The organism is Enterocloster alcoholdehydrogenati (genome assembly GCF_013282095.1).
GTDB lineage: Bacteria > Bacillota > Clostridia > Lachnospirales > Lachnospiraceae > Enterocloster > Enterocloster alcoholdehydrogenati.
Genome location: NZ_BLTJ01000002.1, coordinates 90,833 through 105,682, shown reverse-complemented (window position 1 = coordinate 105,682; position 14,850 = coordinate 90,833). Strand labels below are relative to the sequence as shown.

Annotated in this window: 13 protein-coding genes; all 13 read left to right on the top strand. The window is 50.9% G+C overall.

The features are described from left to right. Positions 1-5: 5 nt before the first annotated feature. The 13 genes from xdhB (at position 6) to HW447_RS02835 (ending at position 14,746) form a co-directional block, all read left to right on the top strand. Positions 6-896: a xanthine dehydrogenase subunit XdhB gene (gene xdhB / locus HW447_RS02895; RefSeq protein ID WP_176253835.1), complete on the top strand. Its 891-nt coding sequence runs from the start codon at positions 6-8 to the stop codon at positions 894-896. Continuing rightward, positions 889-1,380: a xanthine dehydrogenase subunit XdhC gene (gene xdhC / locus HW447_RS02890; RefSeq protein WP_176253834.1), complete on the top strand. Its 492-nt coding sequence runs from the start codon at positions 889-891 to the stop codon at positions 1,378-1,380. Before xdhB ends, xdhC begins: the two co-directional genes overlap by 8 nt. Before the next feature lie 87 nt (positions 1,381-1,467). Further along, a complete protein-coding gene (locus tag HW447_RS02885; RefSeq protein ID WP_176253833.1) occupies positions 1,468-2,832 on the top strand; it encodes a uracil-xanthine permease family protein in 1,365 nt (454 codons plus the stop codon). Positions 2,833-2,935: 103 nt separating this feature from the next. Beyond that, positions 2,936-4,489 carry a cardiolipin synthase gene (gene cls / locus HW447_RS02880; protein WP_176253832.1) on the top strand — a complete coding sequence of 518 codons (1,554 nt, stop codon included), beginning with the start codon at positions 2,936-2,938 and terminating at the stop codon, positions 4,487-4,489. A gap of 167 nt (positions 4,490-4,656) precedes the next feature. Further along, a complete protein-coding gene (locus HW447_RS02875) occupies positions 4,657-5,829 on the top strand; it encodes an S-layer homology domain-containing protein (protein WP_176253831.1) in 1,173 nt (390 codons plus the stop codon). A 12-nt stretch (positions 5,830-5,841) separates the two neighbouring features. Beyond that, complete coding sequence (locus tag HW447_RS02870; RefSeq protein WP_176253830.1) at positions 5,842-7,524, top strand: efflux RND transporter periplasmic adaptor subunit; 1,683 nt, start codon at positions 5,842-5,844, stop codon at positions 7,522-7,524. A 62-nt stretch (positions 7,525-7,586) separates the two neighbouring features. Continuing rightward, positions 7,587-8,321 (top strand): ABC transporter ATP-binding protein, encoded by a 735-nt coding sequence (locus HW447_RS02865; protein ID WP_176253829.1) that lies wholly within the window; start codon positions 7,587-7,589, stop codon positions 8,319-8,321. Then, complete coding sequence (locus HW447_RS02860; RefSeq protein WP_176253828.1) at positions 8,305-9,483, top strand: ABC transporter permease; 1,179 nt, start codon at positions 8,305-8,307, stop codon at positions 9,481-9,483. The genes HW447_RS02865 and HW447_RS02860 overlap by 17 nt, the downstream gene beginning before the upstream one ends. Positions 9,484-9,729: 246 nt before the next feature. Beyond that, complete coding sequence (locus HW447_RS02855) at positions 9,730-10,416, top strand: response regulator transcription factor (RefSeq protein WP_176253827.1); 687 nt, start codon at positions 9,730-9,732, stop codon at positions 10,414-10,416. A gap of 11 nt (positions 10,417-10,427) precedes the next feature. After that, positions 10,428-11,834, top strand: a complete 1,407-nt coding sequence (locus HW447_RS02850; protein WP_176253826.1) for a sensor histidine kinase — start codon at positions 10,428-10,430, stop codon at positions 11,832-11,834. A 145-nt stretch (positions 11,835-11,979) separates the two neighbouring features. Next, positions 11,980-13,035, top strand: a complete 1,056-nt coding sequence (locus HW447_RS02845) for an ABC transporter substrate-binding protein (RefSeq protein ID WP_176253825.1) — start codon at positions 11,980-11,982, stop codon at positions 13,033-13,035. Continuing rightward, positions 13,032-13,949 carry an ABC transporter permease gene (locus tag HW447_RS02840; protein ID WP_176253824.1) on the top strand — a complete coding sequence of 306 codons (918 nt, stop codon included), beginning with the start codon at positions 13,032-13,034 and terminating at the stop codon, positions 13,947-13,949. Before HW447_RS02845 ends, HW447_RS02840 begins: the two co-directional genes overlap by 4 nt. Further along, positions 13,949-14,746: an ABC transporter ATP-binding protein gene (locus tag HW447_RS02835; protein WP_176253823.1), complete on the top strand. Its 798-nt coding sequence runs from the start codon at positions 13,949-13,951 to the stop codon at positions 14,744-14,746. Before HW447_RS02840 ends, HW447_RS02835 begins: the two co-directional genes overlap by 1 nt. The last annotated feature ends 104 nt before the right edge of the window (positions 14,747-14,850 follow it).

Genomic DNA, 14,850 nt, shown 5'->3' with positions numbered 1-14,850 from the left:
ACGGTATGTTTGATATAAAATCATTTTATGAGGCAAGAGATGTACAGGATGCGGTGCAGGCTCTGGTAAAGGAGCCGGATGCAGAGGTAATCAGCGGCGGCACCGATGTACTGATCCGCATAAGAGAGGGGAAGGATGCGGGAAAAGCCCTGGTTTCCATCCACAATATCCCGGAGCTTAAGGGGGTAAGGCTCCTTGAAAACGGCGATCTCTGGATCGGCGCAGCAACGTCATTTTCTCACATTACAAACGATCCTCTCATTCAGAGGCTGGTCCCCATGCTGGGAGAAGCGGTGGATATGGTGGGCGGCCCCCAGATCCGCAATACCGGCACTATCGGCGGAAATATCTGCAACGGCGCTACCTCTGCCGATTCCGCCTCTACCATGTGGGCCTTAGATGCGCTGATCCTCTTGTCAGGGCCGCAGGGAGAGAGAACGGTTCCCATCTGTGAATTTTACACCGGGCCAGGACGGACGGTGAGAGAGCGGGAGGAAGTCTGCACCGGTTTTATCATTCGTAAGGAGAACTATGAAGGCTGGTATGGGCAGTATATAAAGTATGGAAAGAGAAAAGCCATGGAGATTGCGACCCTGGGCTGTGCGGTGCGGGTAAAGCTGTCTGAGGATAAGAGGGTGATCGAGGATGTGCGCCTGGGCTACGGCGTGGCAGGGCCTACGCCTCTACGCTGCCGGAAGGCGGAAGAGATATTAAAAGGAGCGGGAGTGGACGACAAGGAGGCCCTTGAGCAGTTTGCAAAAACAGCTTTGACGGAGGTAAATCCCCGTTCCTCCTGGAGAGCGTCCAGGGAGTTTCGCTTACAGCTTATTGAGGAGTTAGCAAAGCGGGCGCTGACAGAATCCATCAGGAGAGCAGGAGGTAATTGCAATGCTTAAGATCATACATATGAAGGTAAACGGAAAAGAGCAGGAGCTGGCAGTGGATGAGAGAGAGTCTCTTTTGGATACCCTGCGCCTGCGTCTGGGGCTGACTTCCGTGAAAAAGGGGTGCGAGGTCGGCGAATGCGGAGCCTGTACGGTGCTTGTAAACGGAGAGGCCATTGACAGCTGTATCTATCTTACCATGTGGGCCGACGGAAAAAGCGTCATGACAGTAGAGGGCCTAAAGGGGCCAAACGGCGAGCTTTCTCCTATTCAGCGGGCTTTTATCGAGGAGGCGGCGGTTCAATGCGGTTTCTGCACGCCTGGCCTGATTATGAGTGCGGTGGAGATTGTGGGAACCGGAAAAAAATATAACAGGGAGGAACTCAAAAAGCTGATCTCAGGCCATCTGTGCCGGTGTACCGGTTATGAGAACATCCTAAACGCCATGGAGCGGATCGTGGAAGAAGTCTATCAGACCACGCACCAGGAGGCGTAGCTGCAAAAACAGGTCTGTGACCGGGCGCATTTTGGGGGAAATGCACCCGCGCTTACCGTCATAAAGAAAATGGAGGCAGTAAAAGTTATGGGGAATACAACGAAAACAGCAGTAAATGCAGCGGACTGCAGCATCAACAACATATACAGGCTGGAGGGACGGGTGCCGATCACAAAGGCGATCCCCTTCGGACTGCAGCATATTCTGGCCATGTTCGTATCGAATCTGGCTCCCATCACCATCATTGCAGGGGCGTCCAGGACGCCTCTGACGCCGGCGCAGCTGGGTATGCTTTTGCAGAATGCCATGTTTGTGGCAGGGATCGCCACCCTGATCCAGCTGTATCCCATCTGGCGCGTCGGCTCGAAGCTGCCGGTGGTCATGGGCGTCAGCTTTACCTTCGTAACGGTGCTCAGCGCCATTTCCGCCAATTACGGCTATCCGGCCGTCGTGGGAGCCGTGCTGGCAGGCGGTCTGTTTGAGGGGACGCTGGGGCTTCTGGCAAAATACTGGAGAAAGATCATTACGCCTATCGTGGCGGCCTCAGTGGTAACCGCAATCGGTTTTTCGCTTTTTACCGTAGGCGCAAGATCCTTTGGAGGCGGTTATAATGATGATTTCGGTTCAGCCCAGAACCTGATCCTGGGTTCGGTGACGCTTGCCACCTGTCTTTTGTGGAATATCCTGGCCAGGGGGTATTTAAAGCAGCTGTCCGTACTGGCGGGCCTGGTGGTGGGCTATATCCTGGCCATTGTAATGGGGAAGGTAGATCTGTCCATGATCCTGTCCGGCGGTATTGTTTCCCTTCCTCACTTTATGCCCTTTAAGCCGGAGTTTCATCCGGGAGCCATCCTTTCCGCCTGCATTATTTTCCTGGTATCTGCGGCGGAAACCATCGGCGACACCTCGGCTCTGGTAGCGGGCGGCTTAAACCGAACCATCACAGGAGAGGAAATCTCCGGTTCTTTGGGATGCGACGGCTATGGTTCCTTTATCTCTGGTCTCTTTGGCTGTCCTCCAGTGACTTCCTTCTCACAGAACGTAGGTCTGATCAATATGACAAAGGTAGTCAACCGTTTTACGATTATGACGGGCGCAGCCTGTATGATCCTTGCAGGACTCCTTCCGCCAGTGGGCAATTTCTTTGCTTCCCTGCCGGATGCGGTGCTTGGAGGCTGTACTATCATGATGTTTGGAACGATCCTGACCTCCGGCATCCAGATGGTGGCGGACTGCGGCTTTTCCCAGAGAAATATCACCATTGCGGCACTGTCCTTGTCCATCGGCATCGGCTTTACCACAGCCAGCGAGGCAGGAATCTGGGAGATATTTCCGCCTGTGATCCAGTCGGTATTTTCCGCCAATGTAGTGGCAGTGGTGTTTGTGGTCTCCATTCTCTTAAGCCTGATCCTTCCAAAGGATATGGATATTAAGAAAATGGACTCTCAGTGATCTCTTGAAAAGACCTGGAAAATATGCGATAATAATATGCGGTTCAGCCTGGAAATGCGGCTGGACCGTATATTTTGTTTTACGGCGGAGGAAGAACAGACCTATGAAGAAAAAACTAAGAAGCCTGTTTCGGATCGTTTTCGGGCGAACTGCCTTTGTGATCCTGGGACTGGCGCTGCAGATGTGGGTGTTTGTGGAGGCGTTCCGCATTTTAAATGGGCATCTCCACTATTTTTATATTCTCTGTATCCTCTTAAGCGCGGCGGCGGTGATCGCCATTTTAAATGAGCCTATTGACTCCAGCTTTAAGATGGCCTGGATCATCCCTGTGCTGGTGATCCCTGTATTCGGGGTGCTTTTGTATATTTTCGTCCAGATGCAGTTCCAGACGAAAGACCTGGCCAGGCGGCTTAAAAACTCCTCGGCTAAAACATGGCCCTATCTGGGGCAGAACAAAGAAGTGCGCGAAGAATTAAAGGCTTGCGACGGGCGTATGGCCGGGCTGGTGGACTATCTGGGCCGCACAGCCGGTTTCCCGGTGTATAAAAATACATACGCAGAATATTTTCCGCTGGGAGAGGATATGTTTGAGCGGCTCATGGAAGAACTCAAGGGGGCCCAAAAGTTCATTTTTATGGAGTTTTTTATCATTGACCGGGGGTATATGTGGGATGAGATCATGAAAGTCCTGGAGGAAAAAGCCGGGGCGGGAGTCGAGGTTCGGGTGATGTATGACGGTATGTGCTGTCTGATGCTTCTGCCGTTCCATTATCCCCGAACGCTGGAGCGAAAGGGGATCCGCTGCAAAATGTTTTCTCCCATCCGCCCGGTGCTTTCTACCCACCAGAATTACAGGGATCATAGAAAGATCGCCGTCATCGATGGCCACACAGCCTTTACTGGAGGTGTGAATCTGGCGGATGAGTACATCAACCGAAAGGTGCGGTTCGGCCACTGGAAGGATACGGCAGTGATGATAAAGGGCGACAGTGTAAAGAGCTTTACCATGATGTTTCTTCAGATGTGGGATGTGACTGAGCAGCGGGAGGAGGAATATGAGAAATACCTGCCGCCCTCAGACCTTCCGTTTCTTCCCGGACAGAGCCCCCAGGGGTATATCATCCCCTACGGCGACAGCCCCTTTGATAAAGAACAGGTGGGAGAGCAGGTGTATCTGGATATGTTAAACCAGGCCACAAGGTACGTCCATATTATGACGCCGTATCTGATTCTGGACGACGGCATGAAGGATGCCCTGCAGTACGCAGCTAAGCGGGGAGTGGACGTAAAGATTATTATGCCTCATATACCGGATAAAAAATACGCCTATCTTTTGGCAAGGACGTATTATCCGGAGCTGTTGAAGGCAGGAGTGCAGATCTTTGAGTATGAGCCGGGTTTTGTCCATGCAAAGGTATTTGTCAGTGATGATGAGAAGGCGGCAGTGGGAACCATCAACCTGGACTTCCGAAGCCTGTATCTTCATTTTGAATGCGGCGTTTTCCTGTACCAAAACCAGGTTATTGAAGCTATCTGTAAGGATTACCACGCTACTCTGAAAAAATGTATTCCTGTCACATTAGAGACCTGCCGCCGCTATCATTGGGTGGGACGCAAGGTGGGGCGGCTTCTGCGCCTGATTGCACCGCTTATGTAAAACAGAAAACAGAGGACACAGCCTTCTGCCTGGAAGATATTGGCAGAGGGCTGTATTGTTTTTATAAAAATACAAAGACAAAACACAAAATTGACACAAACCAATGATATATTGAGTGGCATATAATCATTAGAGTGTATCATTATTCAAAGAGGAGTTTGCCAGTTATGAAACGTTCAAGAGCGCACGGCCGCCTGATCTGCGGCTCTCTGGCAGCAGCGGCTGCCCTTTCGCCTGTGATGTCCCTTACCGCATGGGCTGACAATATTTCCACAGCTAACTTCAACCTGCGTCAGAAGGTAGTAAAGCTGACCGGGATCATGGAGATCTCCAGCTTTCGCGGGGAAGTGACCCGCGCAGATTTTGCAAAGATGCTGGTTAAGGCATCCAGCTATCGTGAAAATCTTCCTTCCTCCAATGCATCCGTCTATGCGGATGTGGCTGCAGACGACCCCAATGCAGTCTATATCCGCGTGGCGGCCTCCCAGGGCTGGATGAGCGGATATCTGGGCGGGAATTTTAAACCGGATGATCCCATTACCTATAAGGACGCGGTAAAGGCGGTGCTTACGATCTTAGGCTATACGGACGAAGACTTTACAGGTGATTTGACAAGTTCCCGCATTTCAAAGTTTAATTATCTGGAGCTGAACGAAGATGTAAGCCGTCAGGCCGACGATACTCTGACAGAGACAGACTGCATGAATATTTTCTATAATCTGCTAAAGACCAAGAAAAAGGACAGCAATGAGATATACGGAACGGTGCTGGACTGTGAACTTAATTCCGATGGGGAGATCAATCCAATCACCATTCTGGATGATGAACGGAAAGGGCCGATTCTGGTTCACAAGAATTTCAGTGTAGCCCAGTCTGTTCCCTTTGATACTGAGGATGCCAATGTGTTCCTAAATGGCGTGGAAAGCACCCTGGCGGCGGTGAAAGCCTCCCAGCAGCAGGCAGGCTTTGCAGTGCTGTACTACAACGTAAAGTCCAAGACGATCTGGGCTTATACGACTACAGGATGGGATACAAAGGATGACTCCGGCAACAATACATATGTGCTTATCAAGGGCGAGATTAAAAACATCTATTATCAGTCTACGGATGTAATGACGCCCACCTCTGTGCGCATTGATGTGGATGAGGCTAATTCAGACGATGACTTTGATACCAGTGAAGATGTGGACTCAGACGGCTATTTAAATATCAGCCTGGATTCCTCGGAACTCCAGTATATGTTCTCTATTTATGGAGACCTGGAGGTAGGAGACGACGTCGTTCTTGTATGTAACCGCAGCGGAAGCACCTATACTGCCGTAGACGCCATTGAATATTAAGGGGGAGAAAGGATGAAAAAGAAGAAAAAATGGGTCCGCATCATTGTGATCCTACTGATCCTGGCAGCCGCGCTTACAGGACTTATGGTATGGAAGAATAAGAAAGCAAAGGCCGCGGCGGCCGAAGCAGAGAGCCATAATACAGCCACGGTGGAAAAACGCAGCATTACCTCAGAACTGTCTTCCTCCGGCACCCTGGCAGCAAAGGACACCTACAGCATTACCTCCATGGTAGAGGGAGAGGTTGTTTCCGCTAATTTTGAGGAGGGTGATCAGGTAGAAAAAGGACAGGTTCTCTATGAGATCGACAAATCCAGCATGGACACCGAACTGACAAGCGCGGAAAATTCCCTGACCCGGTCCCAGAATTCCTATTCTGAGGCGTTAGAGGATTATAACCAGGCAGTAAGCGATTACAGCGGAAATACATACAAAGCCACGGAATCCGGCTATATTAAGGAACTTTATATCAGCGCCGGGAATAAGGTAAGCGGCAACACAAAGCTGGCAGATCTTTACAGTGATGATGTGATGGAGATCCGTATTCCCTTCCTCTCTGCAGAGGCTGCTCAGATCACTGCAGGGAGCGCGGCTACGCTGACATTAGTAGACTCCGGCGAGCAGGTGGCTGCTACGGTAAAGGCAGTTGCCAACCGGGAGGAGACGCTTTCCGGCGGTCGTCTGGTGCGCTATGTGACATTTACGGTCAATAACCCCGGCGGTCTTACCACCTCTTCCAAAGCCTCAGCACAGGTAGGCGACTGGATCGGAAGCGAAGAAGGCGTGTTTGAGGCATCTGTGGACACCACCATGGAGGCGGATCTTGCCACCAGCGTGGAGGTAGAGGCAGTGCTTGTAAATGAAGGCGACTATGTGACAAAGGGTACGCCGCTGTTTCGCATGACCTCTAAGACGGCGGATAAGCTCATCCAGAGCTATAAGGATAGTCTGGATAAGGCGCAGGAAAGCGTGGAGTCTGCTCAGAGCAAGCTTGAAAGCACCCAGGACAGTTATGACAACTATACGATCACAGCCCCTATTTCCGGTCAGGTCATCACAAAGACCTATAAGGTGGGAGATAATATTACAAAAAATTCCAGCAGCACCACAGTTCTTGCCACTATTTATGACCTGTCCAGCCTGACTTTTGAAATGTCCATCGACGAGCTGGATATCCAGAATGTAAAGGTGGGGCAGAAGGTGACGGTTACTGCGGACGCATATGAGGGGCAGACCTTCTCCGGAACCGTGACCAATGTGAGTCTGGAGAGTACCTATTCCAACGGCGTCAGCACCTATCCGGTTACAGTTACCATGGATGAGGTGGGAGATCTTCTTCCCGGTATGAATGTGGACGGAGTGATTACCCTGGATCAGGCAGATGATGTTCTGACTATCCCGGTAGATGCGCTGATGAGAGGAAACCAGGTTTATGTAAAGGACGATACGGTCAAGGAGCAGCAGGGTGCAGTACCGGCAGGCTTCCGGGCGGTAGAGGTAGAGACTGGCCTTACCAACGATTCCTATGTGGAGATAAAGAGCGGCTTATCTGAGGGAGATACGGTCTATGTGGCTGAATCCAGCACCAGCAGCAGTACATCCATGATGATGCCCGCAGGCGGAATGGGCGGCGGTCCCGGAGGCGGCGGCCCAGGCGGCGGTCCCGGAGGCGGCGGAGGGGGAGGCCCGCGCTAAGCGGGCGCCTTCTTAAAACGTCAGTGCTTTTGGCGGACATAATGATTTAGAAAGGAAGCTCTATGGACGAGACGAACAGACCGGCAGAGGAGACGCATCCTCTGATTGAACTGAAACATATATCCAAGATCTACTATCTGGGCGGAGAAGAAGTTCGGGCCAGCGACGATGTGAATATTTCCATCCACAAAGGCGAGTTTGTAGCCATTGTGGGAAAGTCAGGAAGCGGTAAGTCCACCCTGATGAACATCATTGGCGCTCTGGATGTGCCGACTTTGGGCGAGTATTATCTGGGAGGCGAGGATGTGAGCAAGATGGCGGATAAGCAGCTCGCCAGAATCCGCAACCGGATGATCGGCTTTATTTTCCAGCAGTATAACCTGCTTCCAAAGTTAAACCTTCTGGAAAATGTAGAACTGCCCCTGCTCTATGCGGGAGTGAGCGCAGAAGAGCGAAAGAAGCGGGCGCTGGCCTCCTTGGAAAAGGTAGGGCTGGCTGAAAAATGGAAGAATCTCCCCAATCAGCTTTCCGGCGGTCAGCAGCAGCGTGTCTCCATTGCCAGAGCACTGGCAGGAGACCCGTCTTTGATCCTGGCTGACGAGCCTACCGGCGCGCTGGATTCAAGAACCAGCCGGGAGGTGCTTAATTTCCTGAAACAGATCAATGAAGAAGGCAACACCATTGTCATGATCACCCATGACAATTCCATTGCCCTGGAGGCAAAGCGGGTGATCCGTATTGCGGATGGCCATAAAATATTTGACGGAGATGTAAAAGACTATGCTGCAATCCTTTAAACTGGCTATCAAAAGCATATGGGGAAACAAGATGCGGTCCTTTCTTACCATGCTGGGCATTATCATCGGTGTGGCCGCGGTCATTATCCTGGTCAGCCTTGTAAACGGCTATATGGGAAGCATCGTGGAAAGCTTTGCCAGCATGGGGGTGAATCAGATCAATGTAAACGTGACCAATCTGACTTCACGGACGGTGAGTGTGGATGAGATGTACCAGTTTTATGATGAACATACAGATCTGTTTGACGGCATCAGCCCCAACGTGACCATTTCCACTACCATTAAAAAGGGAAATGATTCCATGACCTCTACCAGCGTGGCCGGACGCAGTGAACAGTATCTGGACATCAAGGACTATGACCTGCAGCTGGGGCGCAACATCACATACTCAGATATTGTTTCCCGACAGAAGGTCTGCGTCATCGGAGCGTATGTGGCACAGGAACTGTTCGGAAGCGCAGATAAGGCCATAGACGAAACGCTTAAGATTGGCGGTTACGCCTACAAGGTGGTGGGCGTAGTGGAGGTTCAGGATGAGGACGATATGGAGGACGGCGGCACCGACGACTTTGTATGGCTGCCCTATACCACGGCTACCAGCCTGGCAAAAAGCGCAAATATCAACAGCTATACCTTTACGGTATCGGATACGGACAATGCGGAGGAGGCAAAAACCCTGCTTGAAAGTTTCCTTTATGATATCTTTAAGGATGATGACCTTTACAGAGTGACAGCCATGAGCGAGATGCTGGACTCCTTAAATGAGCAGATCGCCATGATGAGCGGTATGCTGGGCGGTATCGCAGGCATCTCCCTTTTGGTAGCTGGTGTGGGCGTTATGAACATCATGCTGGTATCAGTAACGGAGCGGACCAGGGAAATCGGTATCCGCAAATCCCTGGGTGCGGATAAAGGAACGATCATGCAGCAGTTCGTCATAGAAGCGGCTGTGACCAGTTCCTTAGGCGGCGTCATAGGTATCCTCATTGGCTGTATTGCCACTACTGTGGTGGGAGCAGCCATAGGCATTTCGGCTACGCCTACGCTTTCGGCGATCGTGATCTCATTTAGCGTATCCGTAGGAATCGGCCTGCTCTTTGGCTATATGCCTGCCAGCCGTGCGGCAAACTTAAATCCCATTGATGCTTTAAGAAGCGAATAATATGTATCAGATCAGAAATCCCCGACCGAAGGCTGGCCGGGGATTTTTCTTTAGAGAATATCCCGCCGTTTCCTGGCGGCAGTTGACAGATTCTTCCTGCCGGTATAGACTGAGTAGGACAGAATGTAAAATTTTACACACTTTTTACATTCGATTGGTTCGGATTTTACTTGTTTTTGGTATGCTGTTTACATGAAAATCAAACGGCAGACAGCCGGTACAAGGGAAAAGGCAGGAGAGAGCGTTATGGAAAAAATTTATATTATAGAGGATGATGAGAACATCAGAAATCTTTTAAAGATTGCGCTTGAGGGATTTGGCTATGAAGCGGAGGGCTTTGAGACTGCGGAAGAGGGGCTGGAACGCATCCGGCAGGAGCGGCCCTCTCTGGCGATCTTTGACTGGATGCTCCCTGGGATGGACGGAGTGACGGCCATCCGACAGATTCGCCAGACAGAGGGAACCAACAGCCTTCCCATCATGCTCCTTACCGCCAAGGAGAAGGAGCTTGACAAGGTAGTGGGCTTAGACTGCGGGGCAGACGACTATATGGTAAAGCCGTTTGGGGTTTTGGAGCTGTCCGCCCGGATCCGCAGCCTGCTGCGCCGGGTAAAACGGGAGGAGGATAAAGACGTTCTTTCCTATCAGGGGATCAGCGTCAATAAAAAGACCAGGGAGGTTACCAGCAGCGGCCGCCTCTGCGAACTGACCTTAAAGGAATTTGAACTTCTGGTCTACCTTCTGGAAAATCAGGCCAGGGTAGTGACAAGAGACGAACTTCTGAATCAGATCTGGGGCTATGAGTACGACGGCGAGACAAGGACTCTGGATATGCATATCCGTACCCTGCGTCAGAAACTGGGGGAAAACGGCGGCGGCTGCATTAAGACAGTCCGTGGGGTAGGCTATCGTCTGGTACGCCCGGAGACATAGGAGGAGATAAAATGAGAAGGGCCATACTGAAGAAATTTATACTTGTTCTTTTGGCGGCGCTGTTCATCAACAGTATCATCTTTTATCTGATCAGCAGCCACATGATCCTGAATATGGCAACGAAGGATATGACATATACCATAGAGATGATTGACCGCCTCCTGAACTATGAGGATGAGGCGGGGCTTAACGGACAGGTGGAGCGGATGGAGGAATTTACCGGGGCGGAAGATACCCGTGTGACTCTGATCCGCTTTGACGGCACAGTGGTTTTTGACACCGATGCAGCCACCCAGAAGCTGGATAATCATCTTGGCAGGACAGAGGTGCAGGAGGCTCTTTCCTCCGGGATCGGCTATGCAAAACGCTATTCGGAGACTCTTAGAAAACATCTTCTCTATGCGGCATACCGTTCTCCGCGGTCTGATATGATCCTTCGGATCTCCGTGCCCTATTCAGGACTCAGTGAGTATCTGCCCATGCTTTTGCCGGCAGCGCTCATAAGCTTTCTGGCAGCTCTGGCCTGTGCCTTTGTGTTTACCAAACGATTTGTGGATTCGGTCACAAAACCTCTGCGGGACATTGCGACAGAGCTGCAGAAGGTTAAGGGAGATTATACGGAACTGCATTTTGGTTCCTGCCTCTATCCCGAACTGAACGTGATTGCGGAAACTACCATGGAAATGTCAAAAAATGTAAAAGACTATCTGTCCCGGATCGAAAAGGAAAAGCATATCCGTCAGGAATTTTTCAGCAATGCCTCTCATGAGCTAAAGACGCCTATTACCTCCATCCAGGGATATGCGGAACTGATAGAGAGCGGCATGATCCAGGATGAATCCATGAAGCTGGATTTCATCCGCCGAATCAAGAAGGAGGCCGCCAACATGGCCGGGCTGATAAACGATATCCTCATGATTTCCCGCCTGGAGGCCAAGGATGCGGAGGTTCTGGTATCCGATGTGCGGATCAGCCCTCTCCTGGAGGATATTGTGGACAGCCTAAAGCCCGCAGCCGCAGACAGCCAGGTATTCGTCCATATAGACTGCCAGCCTCTTTGCGTCCGGGCAAATCCCCAGCAGATGAAGGAACTTTTAAGCAACCTTGTAGGAAACGCCGTCAAATACAATCATCCCGGCGGCCAGGTATGGGTCAATATCCGGGAGCAGGATGAGAATATCGTGATCCGGGTCCGCGATAACGGCGTAGGGATCCCTCAGGAAAGTCTGGACCGGATCTTTGAGCGGTTTTACCGTGTGGACAAGGGGCGCAGCCGCAAGCAGGGCGGCACGGGACTGGGGCTTTCCATTGTAAAGCATATCGTCAATTTTTATCATGGCTCCATACGGGTCACTTCAGAACTGGAAAAAGGCACCGAATTTACGGTTATGATTCCTGTAAAATGGGAGGAGCTGTAAGCTGATTTGCCGATTTGGCGACTTTATCACATTAAAACCACAAAAATTTAAAGCAATAAAATTGACTATCCCTCTTTTTTATAGTATGATATAAAAAGTCCGTGAAAATGGATGAGTTTTAGGGCAAAAAAGAGGAGACAATATTATGAAAAAGACGGCAAAGATCCTTTCGCTTGTATTGGCCGCAGCTATGGCGGCTGCCATGACCGGCTGCAGTACAGGCGCAAAGGAAACTGCGGCTGCAGACACCGTGAAAGCGGCTTCGGAGGCAGCCGGTGCAGCGGGAAAAGAAGAAAAAAAAGCAGACGGAAAAACTGCATATAAGGTAGGAATCTGCCAGCTGGTGCAGCATGAGGCTCTGGATGCGGCGACCCAGGGCTTTAAGGATGCTCTGATTGATGCGTTTGGAGAAGACGGAGTGGAATTTGACGAGCAGAATGCCCAGGGCGATTCCAACACCTGTTCCACCATTATAAACAGCTTTGTATCTGAGGATACAGACCTGATCCTGGCAAATGCCACCGCGTCCTTACAGGCTGCTCAGGCAGGCACCAATGAGATTCCTGTACTGGGAACCGCAGTAACGGAGTACGGAGTGGCTCTTGGCATCTCCGACTTTAACGGAACCGTTGGCGGAAATACTTCCGGCACCTCCGATCTGGCACCTTTGGATGAGCAGGCGGCCATGATCAAAGAACTGTTCCCGGACAGAAAGAATGTGGGGCTTTTATACTGCTCCGCAGAGGCTAATTCCCAGTACCAGGTAGACACGGTAAAGGAGGCTCTGGAAAAACTGGGATATACCTGCAAATATTATGCGTTTTCCGATTCCAATGACCTGTCCACCATTGTCACCAAAGCGGCTTATGAGAGCGATGTGATCTACATCCCAACGGATAACACGGTTGCCTCCAACACAGAGATCGTAAACAATATCTGTCAGCCTGCAGGAATCCCCGTGGTAACAGGCGAAGAGGGCATCTGCGCCGGCTGCGGCGTTGCTACGCTTTCCATCAGCTATTACGATCTGGGCGTTGCAACCGGAAAGATGGCTGCAAAGATCCTGACTGGTGAAGCAGACATATCTGAGATGCCAATCGAGTATGCGCCTCAGTTTACGAAGAAATACAACAAGACCATCTGTGACGCACTTGGGATCACCGTGCCGGATGATTATGTAGCAATCGAGGAATCATTATGAGTGTAATAAGTCTGATCAATTCACTTCCCGGTGCCGTAGCCCAGGGACTTATCTGGGGCATTATGGCGATCGGCGTTTACCTGACATTCCGGATCCTGGATTTTGCGGATCTGACCGTAGACGGTTCCCTCTGTACGGGAGGCGCTGTCTGCATTATGATGATGTTATCGGGACAGAATGTATGGGTGGCCCTTTTATGTGCCGCGCTGGCCGGTATGGCGGCCGGTTTCTGCACTGGCATACTCCATACCTTTATGGGGATACCGGCCATTCTTTCCGGTATCCTGACCCAATTGGGCCTGTATTCCGTCAATTTAAAGATCATGGGAAAGGCAAACCAGGCCATCAATGTAGATAAGTATGACCTTCTTGTGTCTCTGCGTTTTATACGGAATGTACCTTTGTTTAAAAACAGCATTGTTCTGGTGGCTGTGATCATCCTGCTTCTGATTGCTGTCCTTTACTGGTTTTTTGGAACAGAGCTTGGCTGTTCCATCCGTGCCACCGGAGGCAATGACCGTATGGCCAGAGCACAGGGCATCAACGCGGATTTTAACCGGGTGCTGGGGCTGATGATCTCCAACGGCCTTGTAGCTCTTTGCGGCGCTCTCTTATCCCAGTATCAGGGATTTGCGGATATCAACATGGGCCGCGGAGCCATTGTCATCGGTCTGGCGGCTGTAATCATCGGCGAGGCTGTTTTTGGAAAGGTGTTCCACAACTTCGGTTTCCGTCTTTTGGGTGTGGCCTTTGGCTCCATCATATACTATCTGGTGCTTCAGGTGGTGATCTGGCTGGGGATCGACACAGATCTGTTAAAGCTTCTTTCCGCTGCTGTGGTGGCTGTTTTCCTGGCTGTTCCCACCTGGAAGGGAAAATATTTTAAGGGAACGTCCAAGGGAGGTAAGAGCTGATGTTAGAGATCCGTCATGTGAATAAAACATTTAACCGGGGAACAGTCAATGAAAAACAGGCCTTAAAGGATTTAAACCTCACTTTAAAGGACGGTGATTTCGTGACCATCATCGGCGGAAACGGCGCAGGTAAGTCTACCACTCTGAATGCGGTGGCAGGCGTATGGCCTGTAGATGATGGTCAGATCCTCATTGACGGCAGAGATGTGACAAAACTCCCGGAGTTTAAGAGGGCTGCTTTCCTGGGCCGCGTGTTCCAGGATCCCATGAACGGTACGGTAGCAACCATGGGGATAGAGGAAAATCTGGCGCTGGCTCTGCGCAGAGGCGGCCGCCGTACCTTAAAGCCCGGCATTACCGGCCATGAAAGAAAGCTGTACCATGACCTGCTTTTAAAGCTGGGCCTGGGACTTGAGGAGCGTCTTACCTCCAAGGTAGGGCTTTTATCCGGCGGCCAGAGGCAGGCGCTGACGCTTCTGATGGCAACCTTAAAGAAGCCGAAGCTTCTTCTTTTGGATGAGCACACTGCGGCGCTGGATCCCCAGACTGCCAAAAAGGTGCTGGATCTGACCAGTGAGATCGTGGAGGAACAGAAACTGACAGCCATGATGGTTACCCACAATATGAAAGATGCCATCCAGATCGGAAACCGTCTGATCATGATGTATGACGGTCATATTATTTATGATGTGGAGGGTGAGGCGAAGAAAAATCTGACCGTAGACGATCTTTTACAGAAGTTTGCCGAGGCCAGCGGCGGCGAGTTTGCCAATGACCGTATGATGCTGGCCGACTGATTGACCTTCATTTGTCCGGGAAATGGGTGAAATTACCGCAAAAATTCATAAAAAATTAACCCATTGGGCCTGTCCTTTATGATATACTTAAAAGGACAGGCTGT